At 74.4% G+C, this 19,718-nt stretch carries 14 protein-coding genes and 2 pseudogenes; 13 read left to right on the top strand and 3 right to left on the bottom strand.

What is annotated here, in order from left to right; translation table 11 throughout:
- The first annotated feature begins 32 nt into the window (after nt 1–32).
- A complete protein-coding gene (locus UG55_RS16320; RefSeq protein ID WP_066069498.1) occupies nt 33–1,214 on the top strand; it encodes a heparan-alpha-glucosaminide N-acetyltransferase domain-containing protein in 1,182 nt (393 codons plus the stop codon).
- 124 nt (nt 1,215–1,338) lie between these two features.
- Nucleotides 1,339–1,656 carry a hypothetical protein gene (locus UG55_RS16325; RefSeq protein WP_066069501.1) on the top strand — a complete coding sequence of 106 codons (318 nt, stop codon included), beginning with the start codon at nt 1,339–1,341 and terminating at the stop codon, nt 1,654–1,656.
- Between the two features lie 32 nt (nt 1,657–1,688).
- Here UG55_RS16325 and ychF read toward each other — a convergent pair whose 3' ends face one another.
- Entirely contained in the window at nt 1,689–2,765 is a 1,077-nt protein-coding gene (ychF, locus tag UG55_RS16330) for a redox-regulated ATPase YchF (protein ID WP_066069504.1), read from the bottom strand.
- Nucleotides 2,766–3,341: 576 nt separating this feature from the next.
- Between ychF and UG55_RS46290 the strand changes: the two genes are divergently transcribed.
- From UG55_RS46290 to UG55_RS29160, 11 genes and pseudogenes are all read left to right on the top strand, one after another.
- The gene (locus UG55_RS46290) at nt 3,342–3,857 is read left to right on the top strand and encodes a DUF6542 domain-containing protein (RefSeq protein WP_066069507.1); all 516 of its coding nucleotides are present in this window, start codon (nt 3,342–3,344) and stop codon (nt 3,855–3,857) included.
- Between the two features lie 970 nt (nt 3,858–4,827).
- Nucleotides 4,828–5,808 carry a polysaccharide deacetylase family protein gene (locus UG55_RS16340; protein WP_066069509.1) on the top strand — a complete coding sequence of 327 codons (981 nt, stop codon included), beginning with the start codon at nt 4,828–4,830 and terminating at the stop codon, nt 5,806–5,808.
- On the top strand, nt 5,805–7,265 hold the full coding sequence (locus tag UG55_RS16345) for a hypothetical protein (protein ID WP_066069512.1): 1,461 nt from the start codon (nt 5,805–5,807) through the stop codon (nt 7,263–7,265). Before UG55_RS16340 ends, UG55_RS16345 begins: the two co-directional genes overlap by 4 nt.
- A gap of 11 nt (nt 7,266–7,276) precedes the next feature.
- A partial coding sequence (locus UG55_RS16350) for a glycosyltransferase (RefSeq protein WP_242424626.1) occupies nt 7,277–8,293 on the top strand: 1,017 nt, incomplete at its 3' end.
- Nucleotide 8,294: 1 nt separating this feature from the next.
- A pseudogene (locus UG55_RS38000) lies at nt 8,295–8,536 on the top strand (glycosyl transferase family 1); the annotation flags it as partial.
- 594 nt (nt 8,537–9,130) lie between these two features.
- The coding region (locus UG55_RS38005) for a glycosyltransferase family 2 protein (protein WP_242424627.1) at nt 9,131–9,685 on the top strand (555 nt) is incomplete at its 3' end.
- A 1-nt stretch (nt 9,686) separates the two neighbouring features.
- Nucleotides 9,687–10,087, top strand: a pseudogene (locus tag UG55_RS38010) (glycosyltransferase family 2 protein); the annotation flags it as partial.
- The gene (locus UG55_RS29505) at nt 10,084–12,429 is read left to right on the top strand and encodes a glycosyltransferase family 2 protein (RefSeq protein WP_199865156.1); all 2,346 of its coding nucleotides are present in this window, start codon (nt 10,084–10,086) and stop codon (nt 12,427–12,429) included. The pseudogene UG55_RS38010 and the gene UG55_RS29505, both read left to right, overlap by 4 nt.
- A complete protein-coding gene (locus UG55_RS16365) occupies nt 12,426–12,812 on the top strand; it encodes a hypothetical protein (RefSeq protein ID WP_066069517.1) in 387 nt (128 codons plus the stop codon). Before UG55_RS29505 ends, UG55_RS16365 begins: the two co-directional genes overlap by 4 nt.
- A 2,077-nt stretch (nt 12,813–14,889) precedes the next feature.
- Nucleotides 14,890–16,215, top strand: a complete 1,326-nt coding sequence (locus UG55_RS29155; RefSeq protein WP_066069523.1) for a lipopolysaccharide biosynthesis protein — start codon at nt 14,890–14,892, stop codon at nt 16,213–16,215.
- A complete protein-coding gene (locus UG55_RS29160; RefSeq protein ID WP_066069526.1) occupies nt 16,212–17,699 on the top strand; it encodes a hypothetical protein in 1,488 nt (495 codons plus the stop codon). The genes UG55_RS29155 and UG55_RS29160 overlap by 4 nt, the downstream gene beginning before the upstream one ends.
- Here UG55_RS29160 and UG55_RS16385 read toward each other — a convergent pair.
- Both UG55_RS16385 and glpX read right to left on the bottom strand, forming a co-directional pair.
- Nucleotides 17,686–18,585 (bottom strand): sterol desaturase family protein, encoded by a 900-nt coding sequence (locus tag UG55_RS16385; RefSeq protein ID WP_396230931.1) that lies wholly within the window; start codon nt 18,583–18,585, stop codon nt 17,686–17,688. The genes UG55_RS29160 and UG55_RS16385 overlap by 14 nt on opposite strands.
- Nucleotides 18,586–18,594: 9 nt before the next feature.
- A complete protein-coding gene (glpX, locus tag UG55_RS16390) occupies nt 18,595–19,617 on the bottom strand; it encodes a class II fructose-bisphosphatase (RefSeq protein ID WP_083986889.1) in 1,023 nt (340 codons plus the stop codon).
- Nucleotides 19,618–19,718 lie beyond the last annotated feature (101 nt).

Here is a 19,718-nt window from a genome sequence, read left to right on the forward strand (position 1 = left end):
GCACAGGCCCCGGATGCTGCGACTCTGGACAGATGGACGGTTCGAGCCCACCCGGCGCCACCAGGATCACCGGGGTCGACCTGGCCCGCGGCGTCGCGCTGATCGGGATGGTGGCGACCCACGTCTACCCCGCCTTCACCGACACCGAATCGGGCCATCCGGCGATCTCACCCGCGTTCACTCTGGCCGCGGGGCGGTCGGCCGCCGCGTTCGCGGTGCTCGCGGGGGTCGCGCTGGTGCTGTCGACCCGGCGGCGGACCGCCGGCCAGGCCCAGCTCTCGGTGTTCCTGCGCGCGCTCGGAACCGGCGCGATCGGGCTGGCCCTCGCGTATGCCGACTCCGGCATCGCCGTGATCCTCGCCTACTACGCCCTGCTGTTCGTCCTCGCGCTGCCACTGCTGAAGGCACCGGTCCCAGCACTGCTGACGACCGCCGTCCTGGCGATGGCCGTGATACCCGTCATCAGCCAGTTCGTGCGGGACGACCTGCCCGCCTCCGACCTGTCCTCGCCGACGTTCGCCGCACTGGGCGAACCGGGACCACTGCTGGCGAAGCTGACCCTGACCGGCGTCTACCCGGCGCTCGCCTGGCTGGGCTACCTCTGTGTCGGCATGGCCGTGGCCCACGCGGACCTGCGCTCGCGGGCGGTCGCCGTCCGGCTGCTGGCCGGCGGCCTGGCCCTCGCCGTCGTGGCCAGCGGGACGTCCTGGCTGCTGCTCGGGCCGCTCGGCGGCGGCGACCACCTCGCGGACCCGGCCCGGGTACCGGGCGTGGGTGCCATGCCACAGGGCTGGTTCATCGACTCGGGCCTGTACGGCGCCACCCCGACCGACACCGCGTGGTGGCTGGCCGTCGACACGCCGCACTCGACTACACCGTTCGACCTCGCCCACACCACCGGCACCGCGCTGGCCCTGCTCGGGCTCGCGCTGCTGGGCGCGCACGTCCCGCTGACCCGCCCGCTCGCGGCCCTCGGTGGCATGACGCTGACCTTTTACGCGCTACACGTAGTGATCATGTCGACCGATGTGCTCCCGGTGGATCCGACCAGGTCGTACGGGCTGCAACTCCTCGTTGCGCTGACCGCCGCCACCGCGTGGCAGGCGACGGGACGGCGCGGGCCGGCCGAGGCCGCCGTGTCGGTCCTGCCCCGGGCGGCCCGCCTCCTGCACAGCCCTCGGCGCCCCGGTCTCGGCCTCGGCCAACGGACCTGATCCGACCTGGAGCCAACCGGGCCCCGACCGCGGAAGCGGACCCTTCTCGGATCTACCCGGATCTTCTCGGATCTTTTCCGATCTTCTCGGCCTTCCCGGACCTCGCCCCTGTCACACTGAGGCGGTGGAATGGTCCGGACTGATCCTGCCCCCGGTGGTCGCGCTGGCCGCCCTCTTCTACCTGCGCCGGGCCGCGGAGCGGAGCCGTCCCGTCGACGGCAGGCAGGGAAGGCTCAGCTCGCTGGCCCTCGGGCTGGTGTTCGCGGGTGCGGCGTGCGGCGGCCTGGGGTCCGCGCTGCGGGCGGGTCACCATGACGCCGCCTCGCTCGCGCTCACCCTGGTGAGCCTGCCCCTCGTCCTGGCGGCGGTGTCGATCTGGGTGCGGCAGGGCTGGCGGAGCCGCGACCCCGCCCGCCGGAAGGCCGAGGCCAACCAGCACTGACCGGGTCGGGATCGAGGCGGTACGCGGCGGGATCAGACGTTGAAGCGGAAGTCGACGATGTCGCCGTCGGCCATCACGTAGTCCTTGCCTTCCATCCGGACCCGGCCGGCGGCACGGGCCGCGGCCATGGAGCCCGCCGACATGAGGTCGTCGTAGGAGACGATCTCCGCCTTGATGAAACCGCGCTGGAAGTCGCTGTGGATCACACCCGCGGCCTCGGGCGCGGTGGCGCCGACCTTGATCGTCCAGGCCCGTGCCTCCTTGGGCCCGGCCGTGAGGTAGGTCTGCAGCCCGAGGGTGTGGAAGCCGATGCGGGCCAGCTGCGCCAGCCCGCTCTCCTCCTGGCCGAGGGAGGCGAGCAGCTCGGTCGCGTCCTCCTCCGGCAGCTCGATCAGCTCCGCCTCGACCTTCGCGCAGAGGACCACCGCGTCGGCCGGGGCGACGAGCTCGGCGAGCTCCTTGTGCCGGCCCGGGTCGGCCAGGACGTCCTCGTCGACGTTGAAGACGTACAGGAAGGGCTTGGCGGTGAGCAGGAACAGCTCGCGCAGCGCGGCCCGGTCCACCGACGGCTCGCTCGACAGTGGGCGCCCGGCGTCGAGCACCTCCTGTGCCGCCTTCATCGCGTCCAGCAGCGGCTGCTTGGAACGGTCCAGGCGGACTTCCTTCTCCAGCTTCGGCAGCCGGGCGCCGATGGTCTGCAGATCCGCGAGCACCAGCTCGGTATTGATCGTCTCGATGTCGGACACCGGGTCGACCGCACCGTCGACGTGGACCACATCGGGATCCGAGAAGACCCGGACGACCTGGCAGATCGCATCCGACTCACGGATGTTCGCCAGGAAGCGGTTTCCCAGCCCCTGCCCCTCCGACGCTCCCCTGACCAGGCCCGCGATGTCGACGAAGCTCACCGTGGCGGGCACCAGCCGGACGCTCTTGAACATCTCGCCCAGCTTCGCCAGCCGCGGATCCGGCACGCCGACCACGCCCACATTGGGCTCAATCGTCGCGAACGGGTAGTTGGCGGCGAGAACCTCGTTGCGTGTCAGGGCGTTGAACAGCGTGGACTTACCCACGTTGGGCAGCCCGACTATGCCGATCGACAGACCCATGAGCGAGCAGTCTACGGGTGATCGCCCCGGGCGCGGACGCCACCATCGGACCATCAGGGCGGCGGCTTTCCCCGGGCATTCCCGAGGTCGGCCGCGGAAGGGCCACGGAGCGGCGACGGAACGGCGACCGACCGCCACGTGCCGACACCGGTGGACCACGCGCCGGCCGGTCACCCGAGGGCCACATCGGTGCCACATCCCGCGGTCGGCCCCGCTTCCGCGGCGCCGGTGGTACCGCCGAACCGTTTTCGCGGCCGGAGCAGCCCTACCGCTCAGCCCGACCGACCCCCCTGCGCAAACCCGGGCAGACCCTGACGGCGGGACGCGCGCGGCCCTCCGCGACCGGCGACGCGCCCGCGGAAACCGGGCCGCCGAGCCGGCGCGGCGATTCCACGCCCCGTAAATCGGTAGCGCATCGTACATAAAGGTATGCCCATAGTGCGGTGATCAGGACGCGCTGCCCGCACCGGCCATCGCCCTTACCTGACCGCAAAGTCGGGGCGGTACGTTGCCCTGGTGAGTACGCCGCCTCACCGGCAGCCNGCCGGACCGCCCGGCAGGCCCGGGCGTACCCGTATGCCGGATGACGCGTATCCGTATGACCGGGCACGGGACGGTTCGCCGCCGCCGGCCACCGTCGTCACCGGAACCCGCCGAGGGCTGTCCGCTTTGGGCGCGGCGCTGCTCGTCGTAGTCGCCGGCGGGCTCGGTGCGGTCATCGACTCGCTGCTCTTCGACAATCTTCGGTATGTCTTCGGGGTCCTGTTTGTGGCCTCATGTGTCGTCGCGGCACTGCGCGCCCATGTCGACGATCTGATCGGCGTCGTGATCATGCCGCCGCTCGCCTACGCGGTGATCACGATCATCGTCGGCTACCTCAACCCCGAGGCCGGGGACGGAAGCACGGGGCTGCGCAACCGGGCGATCGACGTCGGCTCGGAGATGATCCTGCACGCGCCGGTCCTGCTCGCGGCGGTCATCCTGGTCGCCGTGATCGCAGCCGTGCGCGGCCGGCGCGCCCAGATCGCCCGGCGAGAGCGGCAGCGTTCCCTCGCCCAGTCCGCCGCGGCCCGCCGGCGCCGCCCGGTCTGACGCCCGAACGCCGCGCCCCACCACCCGCCCCGGGCACCCGCATACCACCGCGCACCACTCCGCCGGCCCCCGCGCACCTCGCCCGGCCCCGGCCGCCGCGCACATCACTGTGCATTCCGCCGCGCCCCACCGCGGGGACGACCCGGCGGTAGCCGCGACCTGGGACACACACCAAGGCGCCAGCAGTGCCGTTCGTCCAGATTGTTCACGGGTTAGCACCCTCGGGCTTTTCTCAGGCCAGCAGGGGCGCCCGCCACCAATGGGCACCCGAGGGTCGGCGGCGCAACATCCGGCCAAGTAGATCCGTGGGGTACTGTCACGTCGTGCCCACCAACACGCCGAATTACCGGGGACGCGCTCCGCGCTCCTGGTGGCGGACGTGTCGGTGNGGCCATCTGGATGATTCGCACCAGCATTACCGGCCGGGAAGCGACTGCGGCAAATGCGCATGCCCGCGGTTCACCCGGCTGCAACGCCGTGCCGCCCGGGCGGGCGCGCCGCCTCCCTAGCCATGCCCCGACCGCGGGCACCGGCGAACGGTTCCCGGCTGCCTGGCCTGCCCCCGGCAGCCGCCAGCCGGCAACCAGACAGCAACCAGGCAGCTCCGCCAGCAATCGGGCGGCTCCGCCAGCAATCGGGCGGCAACGGCGGCGGACGCGTCCACGCCCGCCGTCACTCCCCCACGGCCACGGCGACCGCAATCCGACGGCAACATAAATAGATGATCTAACTTTCATCGAAACAAACACGAATTTATTTTCCTGCTCGCGACAGGCGGAGGACCACACGACCCGCACCGAGGACCATTTCTTTTTCCGCTCACCTCTGACACGGATCTCCCGTCCGTAATGGCGCCGCTACCCGCAGCAATCACTCATGCTAGATTCCGCTGGGCGCCGATCGGTTACTTTTCGCGATATGAGCCGACCCGACGAGAACGGGCGGCCCGGGGACCGCTGGAGGGGCGATAGTGTCTTCCCCACAATCCGTCACCACGGCAGAGTTCGAACAAACCCTGGGAGTCCAGGAGGACGGCGAGGCGGAACGGCCCGCGGCGGCCGCCACCCGCGCGCGCGCCCGAGGGAGCCTCGCCAGCCGGCCACGGCCGGTGCCGATCCTGCGCTACGACGTGGTCGCCGACCCCACCGCGCACGTCCCGCGGAGGTCGACCGTGACGCCGGCGGTCTTCGCCCGGCACCGCCGCATGATCCAGCGCTCCCACCGCCACTTCATGACCGTGGGCGAGTACTGCGCGGCCCTGCGGTCGGCCGGCGCACCGCCCGAGGCCATCGTCGTCACCTTCGACGGAGACCGCGCGGAGACGTTCACCGCCGCCCGTGAGCTGGCCGAACGGGGCCACGCGGCAACCGTCTTCGTGACCACCTCCCGGATCGGCGCGCCCGGCATGCTCGGCGAGACCGAGATCCGGCGCCTGCACGAGATGGGTGTGGAGATCGGCGCCAGCGGGCACAGCGGCCGCCGTCTCGACGGCCTGCACCGGTCGGACGTGACCGCGGAGATCACCCTCTGCCGGCGGCGGCTGGCGGCGATCACCGGCGAGGAGCCGCGGTCCTTCGCCTATCCGCGCGGCGGCTGGGACCAGGGCGTCCGTCAGCTTGTCATCGCGGCCGGTTACAGCGCCGCGTGCGCGGTGGGTGAGGCACTGTCCCACCCGGGTGACGATCCCTTCGCCCTCACCCGGCTGACCGTGTACGGCGGCCTCGCCGACCACCGCGTACGGGCCTGGCTCGACGGCATCGGGCGCACGCTGCCACGAACGATCGCCTCCGGGTCCCGGCTGCGGTTCATGCCCTCCGCCCTCGGCACCCGGATCCCGGCCCGCCTCGGCGGCGCCTATCGGCCGCGGTTCGCGCCCCGGGCCGTCGAGGGGACACACCGGGCGACCGGCGACCAGCCAGGCTCCGAGCGGCCCGGGCGCTCGCAGCGATGACGAGCCCGGCGGCGGAACGGCGGGGACCCACCGGAACCCGGCGGGCCCGGGATGCCGACCGGACCGAGGACGTCGACTGGTCCTGGCCGGCCGCCTGGACCGGAAGCACCACCTGGACCGGTGGCGTCGACCGGCCGATGGCACCGGACCGCCCCGCCTGGCCGCTCCGCCTGCCGCGCCCGGGCCGGGCGGCCGTCGACCGCTCGCCGGGCTCAGCCGCCCGGCTGGCCGCACTGCTGCTCGCCGGCCTGTTCTGGAGCTACGCCGCCCACCGGGCGTCGGCACCCACCCTCACCGCCGACGCGACCACCGCGCTGTGCCTGTGGGTCGTCGTCCAGCTCGCCCGCGCGGCGGCCGGCGGCACCGGAGCGCACGATCGGCTGCGCGCCGGTGGCCTGGCCGCGGCCGGGGCGGCGATGTTCACGGCGGTCGGTGGATGGCTCGTCCCCGGCCTCACCTTCCCGCGGACCAGTCCCGGTTTCCTCATCCTGGTTCCGCTCGCCGCGGCCAGCGCCGCCCTGTGGCCCGGGCGGGCAGGGCGGCAGCCCACCAGCGCCCCGGTGCAGGCTGCCGCGGCCGCCGCTGTCGCCGTGGGCCTCGCCCGCCTCGGCGTGCTGGTCGCGCTCGGCGACACCGCCTCCGCGCAGGCGCACCTGGCCCTGCTCGCCTGGCTGGCACCCGCCGCGCTGGCAGCGGGGCCGCGGTGCGGCTGGCTGCTCTGGCAGACCAGCACCCGCCCGGCCCGGGGCGCCCGCGGCGGGCCGGCGCGAATCCCGGCGCCGCGCACGCCCGACTCCGGCCTGCCGGCGCCGTCGCTCCAGGTGCCGGGCACCCGGGGCACGCGCCTGCCAGGCCTGCCGCGCGCACAGGTCACACAGATCGCGCGGGCGGTCCGGGCCGTCCCTCGCCCGCGGATCTCAACCCGGCTCGCGTCGTCCCGGATGATGTGGCCCTCGATGATCGCGGGCGTGGCCCTTTTCCGGCTCGGCCACGACGCGGACGCCACCTCGGCCGGGTTCGCGCTGGCCGCTCTCGCCGTCGTCGCCGTGGGCACCGCGGCCGAGGGCCGCGGGCTGACAGCCCTGCCGTGCGTCGCCGTCCTGCTGGTAGCGGCGCCCGTTCCCTGGTCCCTCCTCGGCGCCGCCCACGCGGACGAGGCGACGACCTGCTTCCGGCTGCTCCTTCTCATGGTCGTGATCGACCTGCTCACGAGTGATCCACTCCCGGACCGCACAGCCGCGGATCACCTCCTGCCTGGACGGGCCGCGCTCGGGCCGCTCCTCCGCGGGGGCGCGGCGCTGGTCGGTCTCGCCGTGGTCGCGGCAGTTCTCCCGTTCGCCGCGTCCGCCGGAGACGCCGACGGATGCGCGCTCGCGCTGCTGCTCGGACGGGCCGTCGCCGCGGCGCCAGCCATCCGCTGGCATCACCGACAGGACATGACCGATGACATGTCGTAGCGTCCCTGGGTGTGGACAAGAACCCGGCCGCGCGGGTCCTCATCGTCGAACAGGGTGAGGGGCTCTGGGGAGCGCAACGCTTCCTGCTGCGGCTGGCGCCGCTACTGAGGCAGCGCGGAATCGAGCAGATCCTGGCCGCGCCGGCGGACAGCGCGACCGCGGCCGCCTGGCGGGACGCGGGCGGCGAGCACGTCGTCCTGCCGGTACCGGCGAACCGGACGCTGCGTCACCCGGACGGTCGCCCGAACGCCGTGCTCGCCGCCCGGGAGGCCGGCCGGACGGTGGCCGCGGCGGCCCGCACCGCACGACTCGCCCGCCGGCTTGAGGTCGACGTCCTGCTGGCGAACAGCCACTGGTCGCATCTGGAGGCCGTGCTGGCCTCGGCGGTGTGCCGGCGCCCGGCACTTCTCGTCCTGCACGAGGAGAACGAACCGGACCTGCTCGGCCGCCTGCGCGGGGTCGCCGTGCTGGGCGCGGCGCGGGCGGTGGCGGTCAGCGGTGCGGTCGCGGCCTCCCTGCCGGCCCGGGCGGCGCGGCGCACGGTGGTCATTCGCAACGGCGTCGACACCGACGCGCTGCGCCCCGGCCCGGCCGACCCCGCCGTACGGGCGACGTTGTCGACGGACCCGGCGGCGCCGCTGGTCCTCGTCATGTCGCGGCTCGACCCCCGCAAGGGCATCGACAAGGTGATCCGTGCCGTGGCCGACCTGCCCGAACATCTGGCGTCGACCCGGCTGGCCGTGGCGGGGGCGCCCAGCCTGGACCCGACCTCCGGGACGTCGCTGCGCCGGCTGGGCGCGGAGTTGCTCGGCGACCGGGTGATCTTCCTGGGGCCCCGGTCCGACATCGCCGATCTGCTCCGGGCCAGCGACGTCCTGGTCCTCGCCTCCAGCCTGGAAGGGCTGCCGCTGAGCGTGCTGGAGGCGCAGGCCTGCGGCCGGCCGGTGGTGTCGTTTCCCACGGCCGGAATCCCGGAGGTGGTGACCGACGGCGCCACCGGCCTGATCGCCCGCCAGGACGACGTCGCCNACCTGCGCGACAAGATCGCCCGCGTGCTCGGCGACGAGACGCTCGCCCACCTGCTCGGAGTGGGGGCCCGCGCCAGCGTCGTCGCCCACCACACGCTGAAGGCCCAGGCCGACGCTCTGGCCGGCCTGCTGATCGACCTCGCCGCCCGCCAGGCCGGGGCCCGGCGTCCCCCGTCGCGCGATGACCAGCCGGCCCAGGCGCATGACCTGCATCACTCCGGCGCTGGACACACCCCGCGGTAGTCCGGGCACCGAGCGCACACTTTTCCCTCCGCAGGAGGTCCGGACCTGCCGCGGCCGGCGGTTTTCCGCCCCCGGCGCGCCGGACATCTCGCCTTCCCGCCCGGTTCGGACCGGGCCGCCCGATGTCGCGGAGGGCGGGCGGGAGGCTCCGCACCGCCGCGATCCCGCCGCGAGGGTGACCGCCCTGCGCCAGTGACCCACGGCGACGCAGCCTGCACTTTCGCATCGCTCGCTATCGTCGAAACCGCTCGGGTCCAGCCTGGGGCTCTCCGCTCCCGGCAATGCGGCGCTGCGGCGCTCGCGACCACGGCACACCGCCCGCCGCGCCACCTGGCGCGACCAAGGAGCCGGTGCCGGCACCGCCGCCGCACCGGCATCATCGCCGGGCGCCGGCACCGTCGCCGGGCACCCGCCGAGGCCGGACACGACCGAGCACGGCCAGCCGCCTTCCCTGCGCACATCACCGGCTGGCTCCGAGCGGCCACGAATGATCACCTGCGGCGACGAATCGCACACTCGTCGCCACGATCGCGTGGCGCTGCCATCGACCGATGATCCAGCTCGGCCGCCCTGCCGCGGCCGCGTAGNGGGAACATGACATCCGATCCGCAGGCGCCGAACACCAACGTCGACACCTCGATGTTCGACCCGCCGGCTGTCAGCATCGTCGTTCCAACGCTCAACGAGGCCCGGAACCTGCCACACATCCTGCGTCGGCTCCCGGCCGAGGCGGAGATCGTGCTCGTGGACGGTCATTCCACCGACGACACGGTGGCCGTCGCCCGCTCGCTGCGGCCGGACGTCGTCGTCGTGCGGCAGACCCGCCGGGGCAAGGGCAACGCGCTCGCCTGCGGCTTCGCCGCCTCGACCGGCGACATCATCGTGATGCTGGACGCGGACGGATCCGCGGACCCCGGTGAGATCGCGGACTTCGTGCGCGTGCTGCGGGCGGGCGCCGACTTCGCGAAGGGCTCCCGGTTCATACCGGGCGGGGGCAGCAGCGACATCACCCCGCTGCGGCGGGCCGGCAACTTCGCCCTGAGCAGCCTGGTCAACGGACTGCTCCGCTGCCGCTACTCCGACCTCTGCTACGGCTACAACGCCTTCTGGCGACACTGCCTTCCCGTCCTCGATGTCGCGCCCGGGGAGNCCGGCACACCGGCCCAGTGGGGTGACGGTTTCGAGATCGAGACGCTGATCAACATGCGGGTCGCCCGGGCGGGCCTGCGCGTCGTCGAGGTACCGAGCTTCGAACACCCGCGGATCCACGGCACCAGCAACCTGAACGCGGTCTCGGACGGCCTGCGGGTACTCCGGACGATCATGGCCGAGTGGGGCCGGCGCCCGCTCACGGCACCGCGCCGGGGCGAACGCGACCGGCACAACCCGGCGACCTCCTTCGGCACGGCCGGGTCGACCGTCCCGCGGATGCGGACGTCGTGGGCCGCGTCGCACGGCGGTGCGCCCGTGCCCGTGCCGACCCCAAGGCCGGCGCGCGCCGCCGCACCCCGGCTGAAGTGGGTGCCCGCCAGCAGGATCGAGCGCGCGTGAGCGACACCATCGGAACATCGGCCTCCGTGTCCGTCGTGATCTGCGCCTACACCGAGGAGCGGTGGGAGGATCTCCGGCGCGCCGTCGACAGCATTCTTCGCCAGCGACGCCCGGCAGACGAGATCATCGTCGTGACGGACCACAACGAGCCGCTGCGGGAGCGGGCCCGAGCCGCCTTCGCCCCCGCGGTCGCCGTCATCCCCAACACCGGTCCGCGCGGCCTCTCCGGCGCCCGGAACACCGGCGTCCAGCGTGCGACGTCCGAGGTCATCGCCTTCCTCGACGACGACGCGCGGGCGGACGAGGAGTGGCTCGCCCGGCTGATCCGGCCCTACGCCCACCCGTCCGTCCAGGGCACCGGCGGGCTCGTCGTGCCGGCCTGGCCCGGCGAGGGGCGGCCCGACTGGTTCCCGCCGGAGTTCGGCTGGGTCGTCGGCTGCAGCTATCCGGGCCTGCCGACCACCCTCGCCCCGATCCGCAACCCGATCGGAGCGGCGATGTCACTGCGCCGCTCCGCCTGGACGGCCACCGCCGGCTTCACCAACGGGCTGGGACGGCTGGGCACCAGGCCGCTGGGCTGCGAGGAGACCGACCTCTACATCCGCATCCGCCGTGACGTTCCCGGTGCCACGGTGCTGCACGTCCCGGACGCGGTCGTGACACACCAGGTCACGGCACAGCGGGCGACCTGGGGCTACTTCCGCGCCCGGTGCTACGCCGAGGGCCTGTCCAAGGCCACGGTGAGCGCCCGGGTGGGCACCGTCCGCGGGCTCGCCTCCGAACGGGCCTACGTGCGCTCGGTGCTGCCCCGCGCGGTCGCGCGCGACCTGCGCCGGCAGGGGAACCGGCGCCGTGCCGCGGCGATCGTCGCCGGCCTCGCGTTCACCACCGCGGGCTACGCCCACGGCCGGCTCCGCGCTGGCACCGGCCCGGGCAACACTGGCTCCGGCGACACCAGCCCGCGCCGGCCGAGCCCGCGGCGAGCCACCCCCGCCCCGGCCTCGGCCCGGGTGGACGCCGTGTGGACCGGCGAGCTGGACCTCGCCGACCCGACCGCGGCGCCCCGCCGCCCGGTCGCCACCGGCTGGTCCGCGACCTGGCCGCTCGCCGACACCGCGCCCCCGGAGTACCGGCGCGCCAGGATCCTCGTGCGCTGGCACGGCGTGCCCGTCGGCTTCGTCGAGCTGGGCATGGCCGGATCGGCACCCACCACGGCCACGGTGCGGTCGGTGGCCGAGCGCGAACTGGCCGGCGAACTGGCCCGGGTGCGCGCGGACGTCGACCGGCTCGGCCCGCTGACCGAACCGGACGGTACCGAACGGGGCAGTGCCGAACGGGCGAGTACCGAACGGGCGAGTACCGAACGGGTGAGTGTCGTCGTGTGCACCCGCGACCGTTCCTCGCTCCTGCCCGCGTGCCTGGAGCGGCTGCGCGCACTGCGGTACACCGACCTGGAAGTCATCATCGTCGACAACGCGCCGTCGGACGAGCTCACCCGGCTCGCCTTCGAACAGGTCGTCGGCACCGATCCGCGCTTCCGCTACGTGCGCGAGGAGACCCCCGGGCTCTCCCACGCGCGCAACCGCGGGCTCGCGGCGGCGACCGGCACGGTCGTCGCCTACACCGACGACGACGTCGCGGTCGACCCGTGCTGGGTCACCGGTCTCGTCCGCGGGCTCGACCGGCGCGCCGACGTCGCCTGCGTGACCGGGCTCGTCCCCGCCGCGGCGCTCGACAGCGCGGCCGAGCGGTACTTCGACGCCCGGGTGGGCTGGGGTACCAGCTGTCAGCCCCGGGTCTATGACGCGACCTCCGGCCCGTCCGCCCTGCATCCCTTCGCCGCCGGGCTGTACGGCACCGGGGCGAACTTCGCCGTGCGCACGGCCGTGCTGCGCGAGCTCGGCGGTTTCGACCCCGCGCTCGGCGCCGGGACGCCCACCCGCGGCGGTGAGGATCTCGACCTCTTCCTGCGGGTCCTGCTGGCCGGCCACGCGCTCGCCTACGAGCCGTCCGCGCTGGCCTGGCACGGCCACCGGGCCGACGTCGACGCGCTGCGGCGCCAGCTCTTCGGCTACGGGACGGGCCTGTCCGCCTATCTGACCAAGCACCTCACCGACCCGCGGAGCCGGCGGCGGATGATCCGCCAGGTACCGGCGGCCGCCCGGCATCTGAGCGCGCTGACCATCCGCGGGCACGGGACCGCCGGCGAGCGCCGCGAGGACCAGCCGGAGCGGGTGCCCTCGCTCGGGCTGGCACTCGCCGCCCGGGAGTGGATCGGGCTGCTCGCCGGCCCCGTGATCTACGCGCGGTCGCTGCGCCGCCGGGAGGCAACCGCGCTATGACCGACCGCCGGCTGGATCGGATGACGCACGTCGCGCTGCTCACCATGGCTGCCGTGACGGCGGTGATGGTCGCGGTGGGCTACGTCGGCCCGGTCCGCCCGGTCACCGCGGTCGTCACCGCGGCGCTGCTCCCCGGTGCCGCGGTGCTCGCCTGGCTGCCACGGCGGGACTTCACGGCCTGGTTCGCGCTGGCCTGCGGGCTCAGCCTGGCCGCCGAGACGGTCTTCGCGCTGGCGATGACCTGGCTGCGGTGGTGGCACCCGGAGGTCGCCGCCGGCGTTGTCGGCACGGCGGCCGCCGCCTCCCTCGTCCTGCGCCTGCGGGTGGACTCCCGCACGCGGGACCGGGCCCGTTCCCCGGCCGGCAGCGGAGGGACGCCGTGAGCACAATGAGCACGATCATCTCCCGCCGGACACGGACCGTGTCCTGGGCCGTGCCGCGGCCGCGGGCGGACGTCGCGCTGCCGGTGGGCCTGACCGTCACGGGCCTGCTGCTGTGGGTGGTCTCGCTCGGGCAGATCGACCTCGGCCGGACGGACGACTACGGGCTGCTGCCCGCGCTGCCCGCGCTCTGGTTCGCCGCCGTGGCGCTGCTGCTCGGGGCCGCCGCGTCGGCGGCCTGCCGACGCCGCGCCCGGCCCGGTCTCATCGCGCTGGCGACCGCGGCGCTGGTTGTCACGCTGTACGGGACGGTCCCCGCCGTGTCGGACACGCCGCAGTACTTCTGGGTGTACAAGCACATCGGGGTCACCCAGTACATCGAGCTGCACGGCTCGGTCTCCCCGAACATCGACATCTACCACCGCTGGCCCGGCTTCTTCGCGGTCAGCGCCGCCTTCTCCTGGCTGGCCGGGCGGGGCAACCCGGTCGACTACGCCGGCTGGGCCGAAGTCTTCTTCACCCTCGTGGCCGCGGCGGCCGTCGCCGCCCTGGGCCGCCGGCTGCTCGGCGACGCCCGCCTCGGCCAGCTCGCCGCGCTGCTTTTCGTGCTGACCAACTGGGTGGGCCAGAGCTACTTCGCGCCGCAGGCGTTCGCCTTCACCCTGACGCTCGGGATCTTCATCCTGCTGTTCGACCACTTCACCCAACCCCGGGAGAACCTGGTCAGCCGGCTGGTCCTGCGCGCCTGCGGCACGCTGGCGCGCCGCCGGCTCGTCCTCGGGCCGCTGCCCGGAGCCGGAACCGAGGCCGGAACCGAGGCCGGAGCCGAGACCGGGGCCGGAGCCGAGACCGGGGCCGCCGCTCCGGTCGAGGTGGGCCGGCGGCAGCCGCCACGCGCCGCCGTCGCGGCGCTCATCGTGCTCCTGCAGGTCGCCGTGGTGGCGAGCCACCAGCTCACCCCGTACATGCTCGTGCTCGGCGTCGCCGCGCTGACGGTGCTCGGCCTGGTGCGCCCCTGGTGGGTGGTAGTCACGCTCGCCGTCGTGGCGGCGGCCTACCTGCTGCCCAACTTCTCCTACGTCCAGAGCAGCTTCGGGCTGTTCACCGGCCTGGACCCGCTGGCCAACACCAGGACCCAGGGCCTGGCGCAGACCGACCCGATGCCCGGCAAGAACTTCAACGGCCTCACCGGCCAGCTGCTCTGCCTGGCGATCTGGCTGCTGGGCGCGGTGGGTGCGGTCCGCTGGGCACGCGGCCCCGCCCCCGCGGCGGCTGCTCCCCCGCCAAGCTCGCGCCCCGACGCCGGCGCCGAGACGACCGGGCACGCCCGGCTCCCGCTCGGTGACGGGCGGGTGCTCATCCCCGTCGTCCTGGTCCTGTCGGCCGGTTCCCTGATCCTCGGGCAGAACTACGGCGGCGAGGGTGTGCTGCGCGTGGTCCTGTTCTCCCTCCCGTGGTCGGCGATCCTGGCCGCGCGGGCGCTGGCCCCCGGCCCGGGCGGCTGGCGGCCACGCCGCGCCCTCGTGCTCCTGCCCGTCACCGCCCTGCTCACAGCGCTGTTCGTGCCCGCCTTCACCGGCCAGGCCGCGATGAACATCATCCCCGCGGACGAGGTGAGCGCCGCCGAGTACCTCTACCGGGCGGGCCGGCCCGGCTCCGCGATCGNGACCGCCGCGCCCGACTTCCCGGTGAAGCTCGCCGGGAACTACGACGAGTTCGGCCCGGACGAACAGAACGTCCCCTCGCTGCTGGACAACCCGCAGCTGCGCGACCGCCCGCTCGGTGCCGCGGACGTCGACGCCGTCACGACGGTCATGAACCGCTACGGCCGCGAGGGTTACCTGGTCTTCGGCTCGACCCAGGAGACCTACGCCGAGATCTACCGGCTCGTCCCGCCCGGGGCGCTGCGCTCGCTGGAGACCGCGCTGGTGGAGTCCGGACAGTTCAGCCGCTGGTATGCGACGCCGAACACCCGGATCTACCACTACCAGGCCCCCGAGCCGGCGGGCGCAGCCGCCCGGCCGGCCCAGGCGGGCTCGTGAACGGCCGGGCCAACCCCGGCGGGACGGCCGAAGCACCCATGACAGCCAGCAAGACCGGGGCGGCCGAGGCGACGCTGTACCGCAACGGCGCGGCGCTCGCGCTGAGCGGCCTGATCTCCGCCCTGCTGGGCGCGGGGTTCTGGGTCGCGGCCGCCCACACCACACCGCGCGCGGCGGTGGGCGAGGCGACCGCGCTCGTCTCCGCGATGATGGCGCTGTCGATGCTCGGGCAGCTCAACCTGGGGCCGGCGCTCGCGGCGTTCCTGCCGCGGGCCGGGCACCGAAGGACTGCCCTGGTCGCCGGGGGCACCGCCGCCGCGGCCGGGCTGAGCCTCGTGCTGGGCGCGGGATTCGTGCTGGCGGCTCCGCGGGTCTCCGACTCCTTCCAGACCCTCGAACGACCGCTTCCCGCGATCGGCTTCGTGCTCGCCGTCGCGATCTGGTCGGTCTTCGCCCTGCAGGACGCCGCCCTCACCGGCATGCGCAAGGCGCCCTGGGTTCCGTTGAAGAACGCCGTCTACAACACGGCCAAGCTCGGCGTGCTGGTCGCGATCGGCGGCACCGCGGCGGCGCTGCTGACGGCCTGGGTCGTCCCCGCCGCCGTGGCGGCCGTGCCGGTTGCCTACCTGCTGTTCACCCGGGTGCTGCCGACCACCGATGAGCCGGAGCCGGGGGCCGACGCACCGGCCTTCCGCCGCTTCCTGGCCGGCGAGTCGACGGCGATGGTGCTGGACCAGATCGGCGTCACGCTGCTGCCGGTGCTCGTCGTGGCCCTGGTGGGACCGGCGACCGCCGCCCCGTTCGGCCTCGCCTGGATGATCGTCCAGGCGCTGGACGCGATGGTCATCGCCATGGGCAGCTCGCTGGTGGTGGAGGGGTCGCGGGCGGGCACGGACATCGGCTCGATGCACCGCGCGATGCGCCGCCGGACCGTCGCCGGCCTCGGCCTGGTCACAGCCGTAGCCGTGCTCGGCGCCCCACTGATCCTGCGCGTCTTCGGTGGCGAGTACGCCCAAGAGGGGGCGAACGTCCTGCGCCTGCTGCTGATCGGCAGCCTCGCGCGCAGCGTCATCACGCTGGCGATCTGTGCCGCGCGGGCCCAGCTGCTGATCGGCTGGATCGTCCGGATGCACCTGCTGCTGGCCTTCGTCGTGCCGGGCAGCGCCCTCCTCCTGGGCGACCGGTTCGGCCTGACCGGGGTGGGGCTGGCCTGGGCCGGCTCGCAGTGCCTGGGCGCGGTGATCGTCCTCTTCGGTGAGCGGGTCGGACGTCCCGCCGGGTCGCCTTCGGCGTCCCGGATCAGGACCACCCGGATTTCACTGCCGGTAGTGCCCCACGAAGCGTCCCAGAAAGGACAGCCATGACGTCCACGAACGCCGCGGTCCGCCGGCTGCGCGAGCATCTGGGCACCCGGATGCCCGGCCGCGACCGGGCCTGGCGCGGCACCCACACCACCGTCCTGCTGACCGGGCTGGAAGCGCCCACCCCCGACGCGGTACGGGCCACCCTGCGCCGGCTCGCCGCCCTGGCGCCGGAGCACCGGCTGTTCCAGCGTCCCGGCACCCTGCGGGGAAGGGTTGGAGAGGGTTCCCCCGGCGGCGGCCAGGCCGACTCCACCGCGGCGGCAGCGATGACCCGCTGGTTCCCGGTCCCTCGCCCGGAACTGGCCGAGTTCTGCGACCGGATGGTCCTGCCCCTGGACGTGTCGGCCGACCTGCTGGACGACCCTGACGCCCTGCAGAAGCACCTGCACACCCAGGCCGACCCCGGCCTGCCGTTCCGCTTCCTGACCGGGGACAACGCGGTCGCCGTGTCCGTCGCGCACCCGCTGCTGGACGGCCGGCCGGTCGTCTCGCTGCTGGCGGGCCTGACCGGCCGGTCGCTCGACGGCGCGCTCCCCGCCGAGCTGGTCAGCGGCGGACCGCGCCATCCGCTCACGCTGGCGCTCGCCGACCACTTCGGCCGCGATCCGCGCCGGCTGGCGGCGACGTTGCGTTCCTACCGCACCGCCTCCACCGAGAGGGCGGAGAGGGCCGAGAGGGCGGAGAGGGCTGAGAGGGCGGAGAGGGCTGAGAGCGCCGCGACGACCGGCGCCGGGGCGAACGTCGACCAGGCAGCCGCCCACGGCGGGCCGGCGGGCGCCGGCCCCTGGCACCCGGACCTCGCCTCCGTCAGCGTCACCAGCGACCCCACGCTCCTGCCCCGGCTGCACCGCTGGCGGACGCACAACGCGCCCGGGGTGACCCGGACCGCGGTCTTCTTCGCGGCGGCGCGGGCGGCCCTCGTCGAGGCCGGCCTGGCGCCGTCCCCCGGCCTGCACGTCCTCGTGGACAACCGCCGTTACCTGCCGGGAGCGGCCGCCGCGACGGGTCTGGCGGGGCTCGCGGGGAACTTCTCGGTCGGCGTCCACCTGGACCCACCGGACGCGCTGGACCCGGCGTCGATCGCCGAGACGCTCGACCGCGGCCTCGGCGCCGGACGCCCGCTGGCGACCATGGCGCTGGTCACCGCCCGGGCCCAGCGCCGCCGGCCCACCACCCTGCCGGCCAGCGCCCCGCTCGCGCCGCGGCCGGCCATGGCCCTGAACTACCTGGGCCGGCTGCGGGAGCTGGAAGGGCTGCCCTGGCTCGCCGGGCAGGAGCCCCGGCTGATCACCGCGAGCACGCCGGGTGCCCCCGAGCTCGTCACCTTCGCGATCACCCAGCTGCGGGGGCGGCTGCAGGTCAGCGCCTCGTTCCACGCGAGCACCTTCGACCCGGCCCGGGTCCGGCAGGCCGTCGAGACGCTGTGCGCCGACCCGGCCGGGCTGCTGGACCGGGCCGCCGGGCGTCGGCTCAGGTCCGCCTGACGGCCTCCTCGGTTTCCCCGGCGGCGCGGGCGGCGGCACGGGCGGCGGCACGGGCGGCGCCGGTCGCCGTCGGGGAGACGGGCACCTCGGCCCCGGTCGGCGAGGTGCCCAGCATGATGTCCGCGACCGGGCTCGTCACCCCGAGCCAGTACCGCTCGTTGCGGTAGTGGTGCAGGCGGTGGCCGTGCCACAGGCGCCGGTAGTAACGGTGCGACGGCCGCACCGAGGTGTGGATGAGGAAGTGCGTCCAGTCGTAGGCCAACGCGCCGAGGCCGACGCAGACCGCCACCGTGCCGACGGCGGGCGGCGCCACCGCGGCCACGGTTACGGCCGCCGCCGCGCCGGCCGTCACCTCCCGGGGGCGCAGGAACATGGTGTCCAGGTTGGCGGGGTCGCGATGGTGCAGCTCATGGCCGAACCCGGCCAGTTGGTAGCCGACGGACCCGAGCGGACCACCCGGCCGGGCATGCAGCAGGAAGCGGTGCACCGCCCACTCGACGAACGGCTGCGCGCACAGGCAGGCCGCCGCGGTGCCGACATCCCGGCGGCGGATCGGACCACGCGCTGATCTGGCGGCGGCAACCGCGCTGACCGCGCCGATCAGCACCGGTGGGCGCGGGTGGGACAGGAAACGCCGCAGCGCGGCGGGCAGGGTGCGCACCTCGGCCGCGCTGCCGTGCGGCCCGGGCCGGTCAAGCCGCGCCACCGCCCGCCCCAGCGATCCCGGGCCGGGGCGCCGCCGGGCAGCCGGTGCCGCGGAACCGGCCGGGAGCCACCGGCGGACCGGCGGAGTGGCGGCCGCGCCGGAAGCACGCGGAGTGGCAGCCGCGCCCGGAGTGGCAGCCGCGCCCGGCGCGGCGGACGCGCGCGGAGCGACGTCAGCCACGGCCGCTCATCAGAACGGGACGGTCGAGTACGCCTGGAGCTTGGTCAGCTGATGCTGGCTGTCGACCCGCCGGATGGTGCCCGACCGCGACCGCATGACCAGGGACGACGTGCTCGCCCCGCCCGGCCGGTAGCGGACGCCCGCCAGCAGCTCGCCGTCGGTGATGCCGGTCGCCACGAAGAAGACGTTCTCGCTGTCGACCAGGTCCCGGGTGTGCAGCACCTGGTCCAGGTCGTGCCCGGCTTCCAGCACCTTCGCCCGCTCGGCGTCGTCCCGCGGCCACAGCCGCCCCTGGACCACACCGCCGATGCAGGTCACGGCACAGGCGGCGATGATCCCCTCCGGGGTGCCGCCGATGCCCAGCAGCAGGTCGACACCGGTGTCCGCGCTCGCGGCCATGACCGCGCCGGCCACGTCGCCGTCGGAGATGAGCTTCACCCGGGCACCCGCAGCGCGGATCTTGTCGACGAGCTCGGTGTGCCGCGGCCGGTCGAGGACCACCACCGTCACATCGCGGGGCAGGATGCCCTTCGCCTTCGCGACCGCGCGGATGTTGTCCTCCACCGAGGCGTCGATGTCGACGACGCTGGCCGCCTCCGGCCCGGTGACCAGCTTCTCCATGTAGAAGCAGGAGCTGGCGTCGTACATCGACCCGCGCTCGCTGACCGCCATCACCGAGACCGCGTTGTTCATGCCCTTGGACGTCAGCGTGGTCCCGTCGACCGGGTCGACGGCGACGTCACATTCCGGCCCCTCCCCGGAGCCGACCTCCTCGCCGTTGAACAGCATGGGGGCCTCGTCCTTCTCCCCCTCGCCGATCACGACGACGCCGCGCATCGACACCGTCCCGACGAGCCGTCGCATGGCGTCGACGGCGGCCTGGTCGGCGCCGTTCTTGTCACCGCGCCCAACCCAGCGGGCGGCGGCCAGCGCCGCGGCCTCGGTCACCCGGACCAGCTCGAGTGCGAGGTTCCGGTCCGGCGCCTGGCCCTGGACGGCGAGAGAAACGGGTACGGAAGCGGTGTCAGCCACGGGATGGAGCGTAGTTCGCCGCCGCGCCGCGTGCCGGCGGTAGCGGCCCGCCACCGGCGCCGCCACCGTCCGCGACCGCCCTCGACCGGCCCCGACAGCCG

The organism is Frankia sp. EI5c, assembly GCF_001636565.1.
Classification (GTDB): Bacteria; Actinomycetota; Actinomycetes; order Frankiales; family Frankiaceae; genus Parafrankia.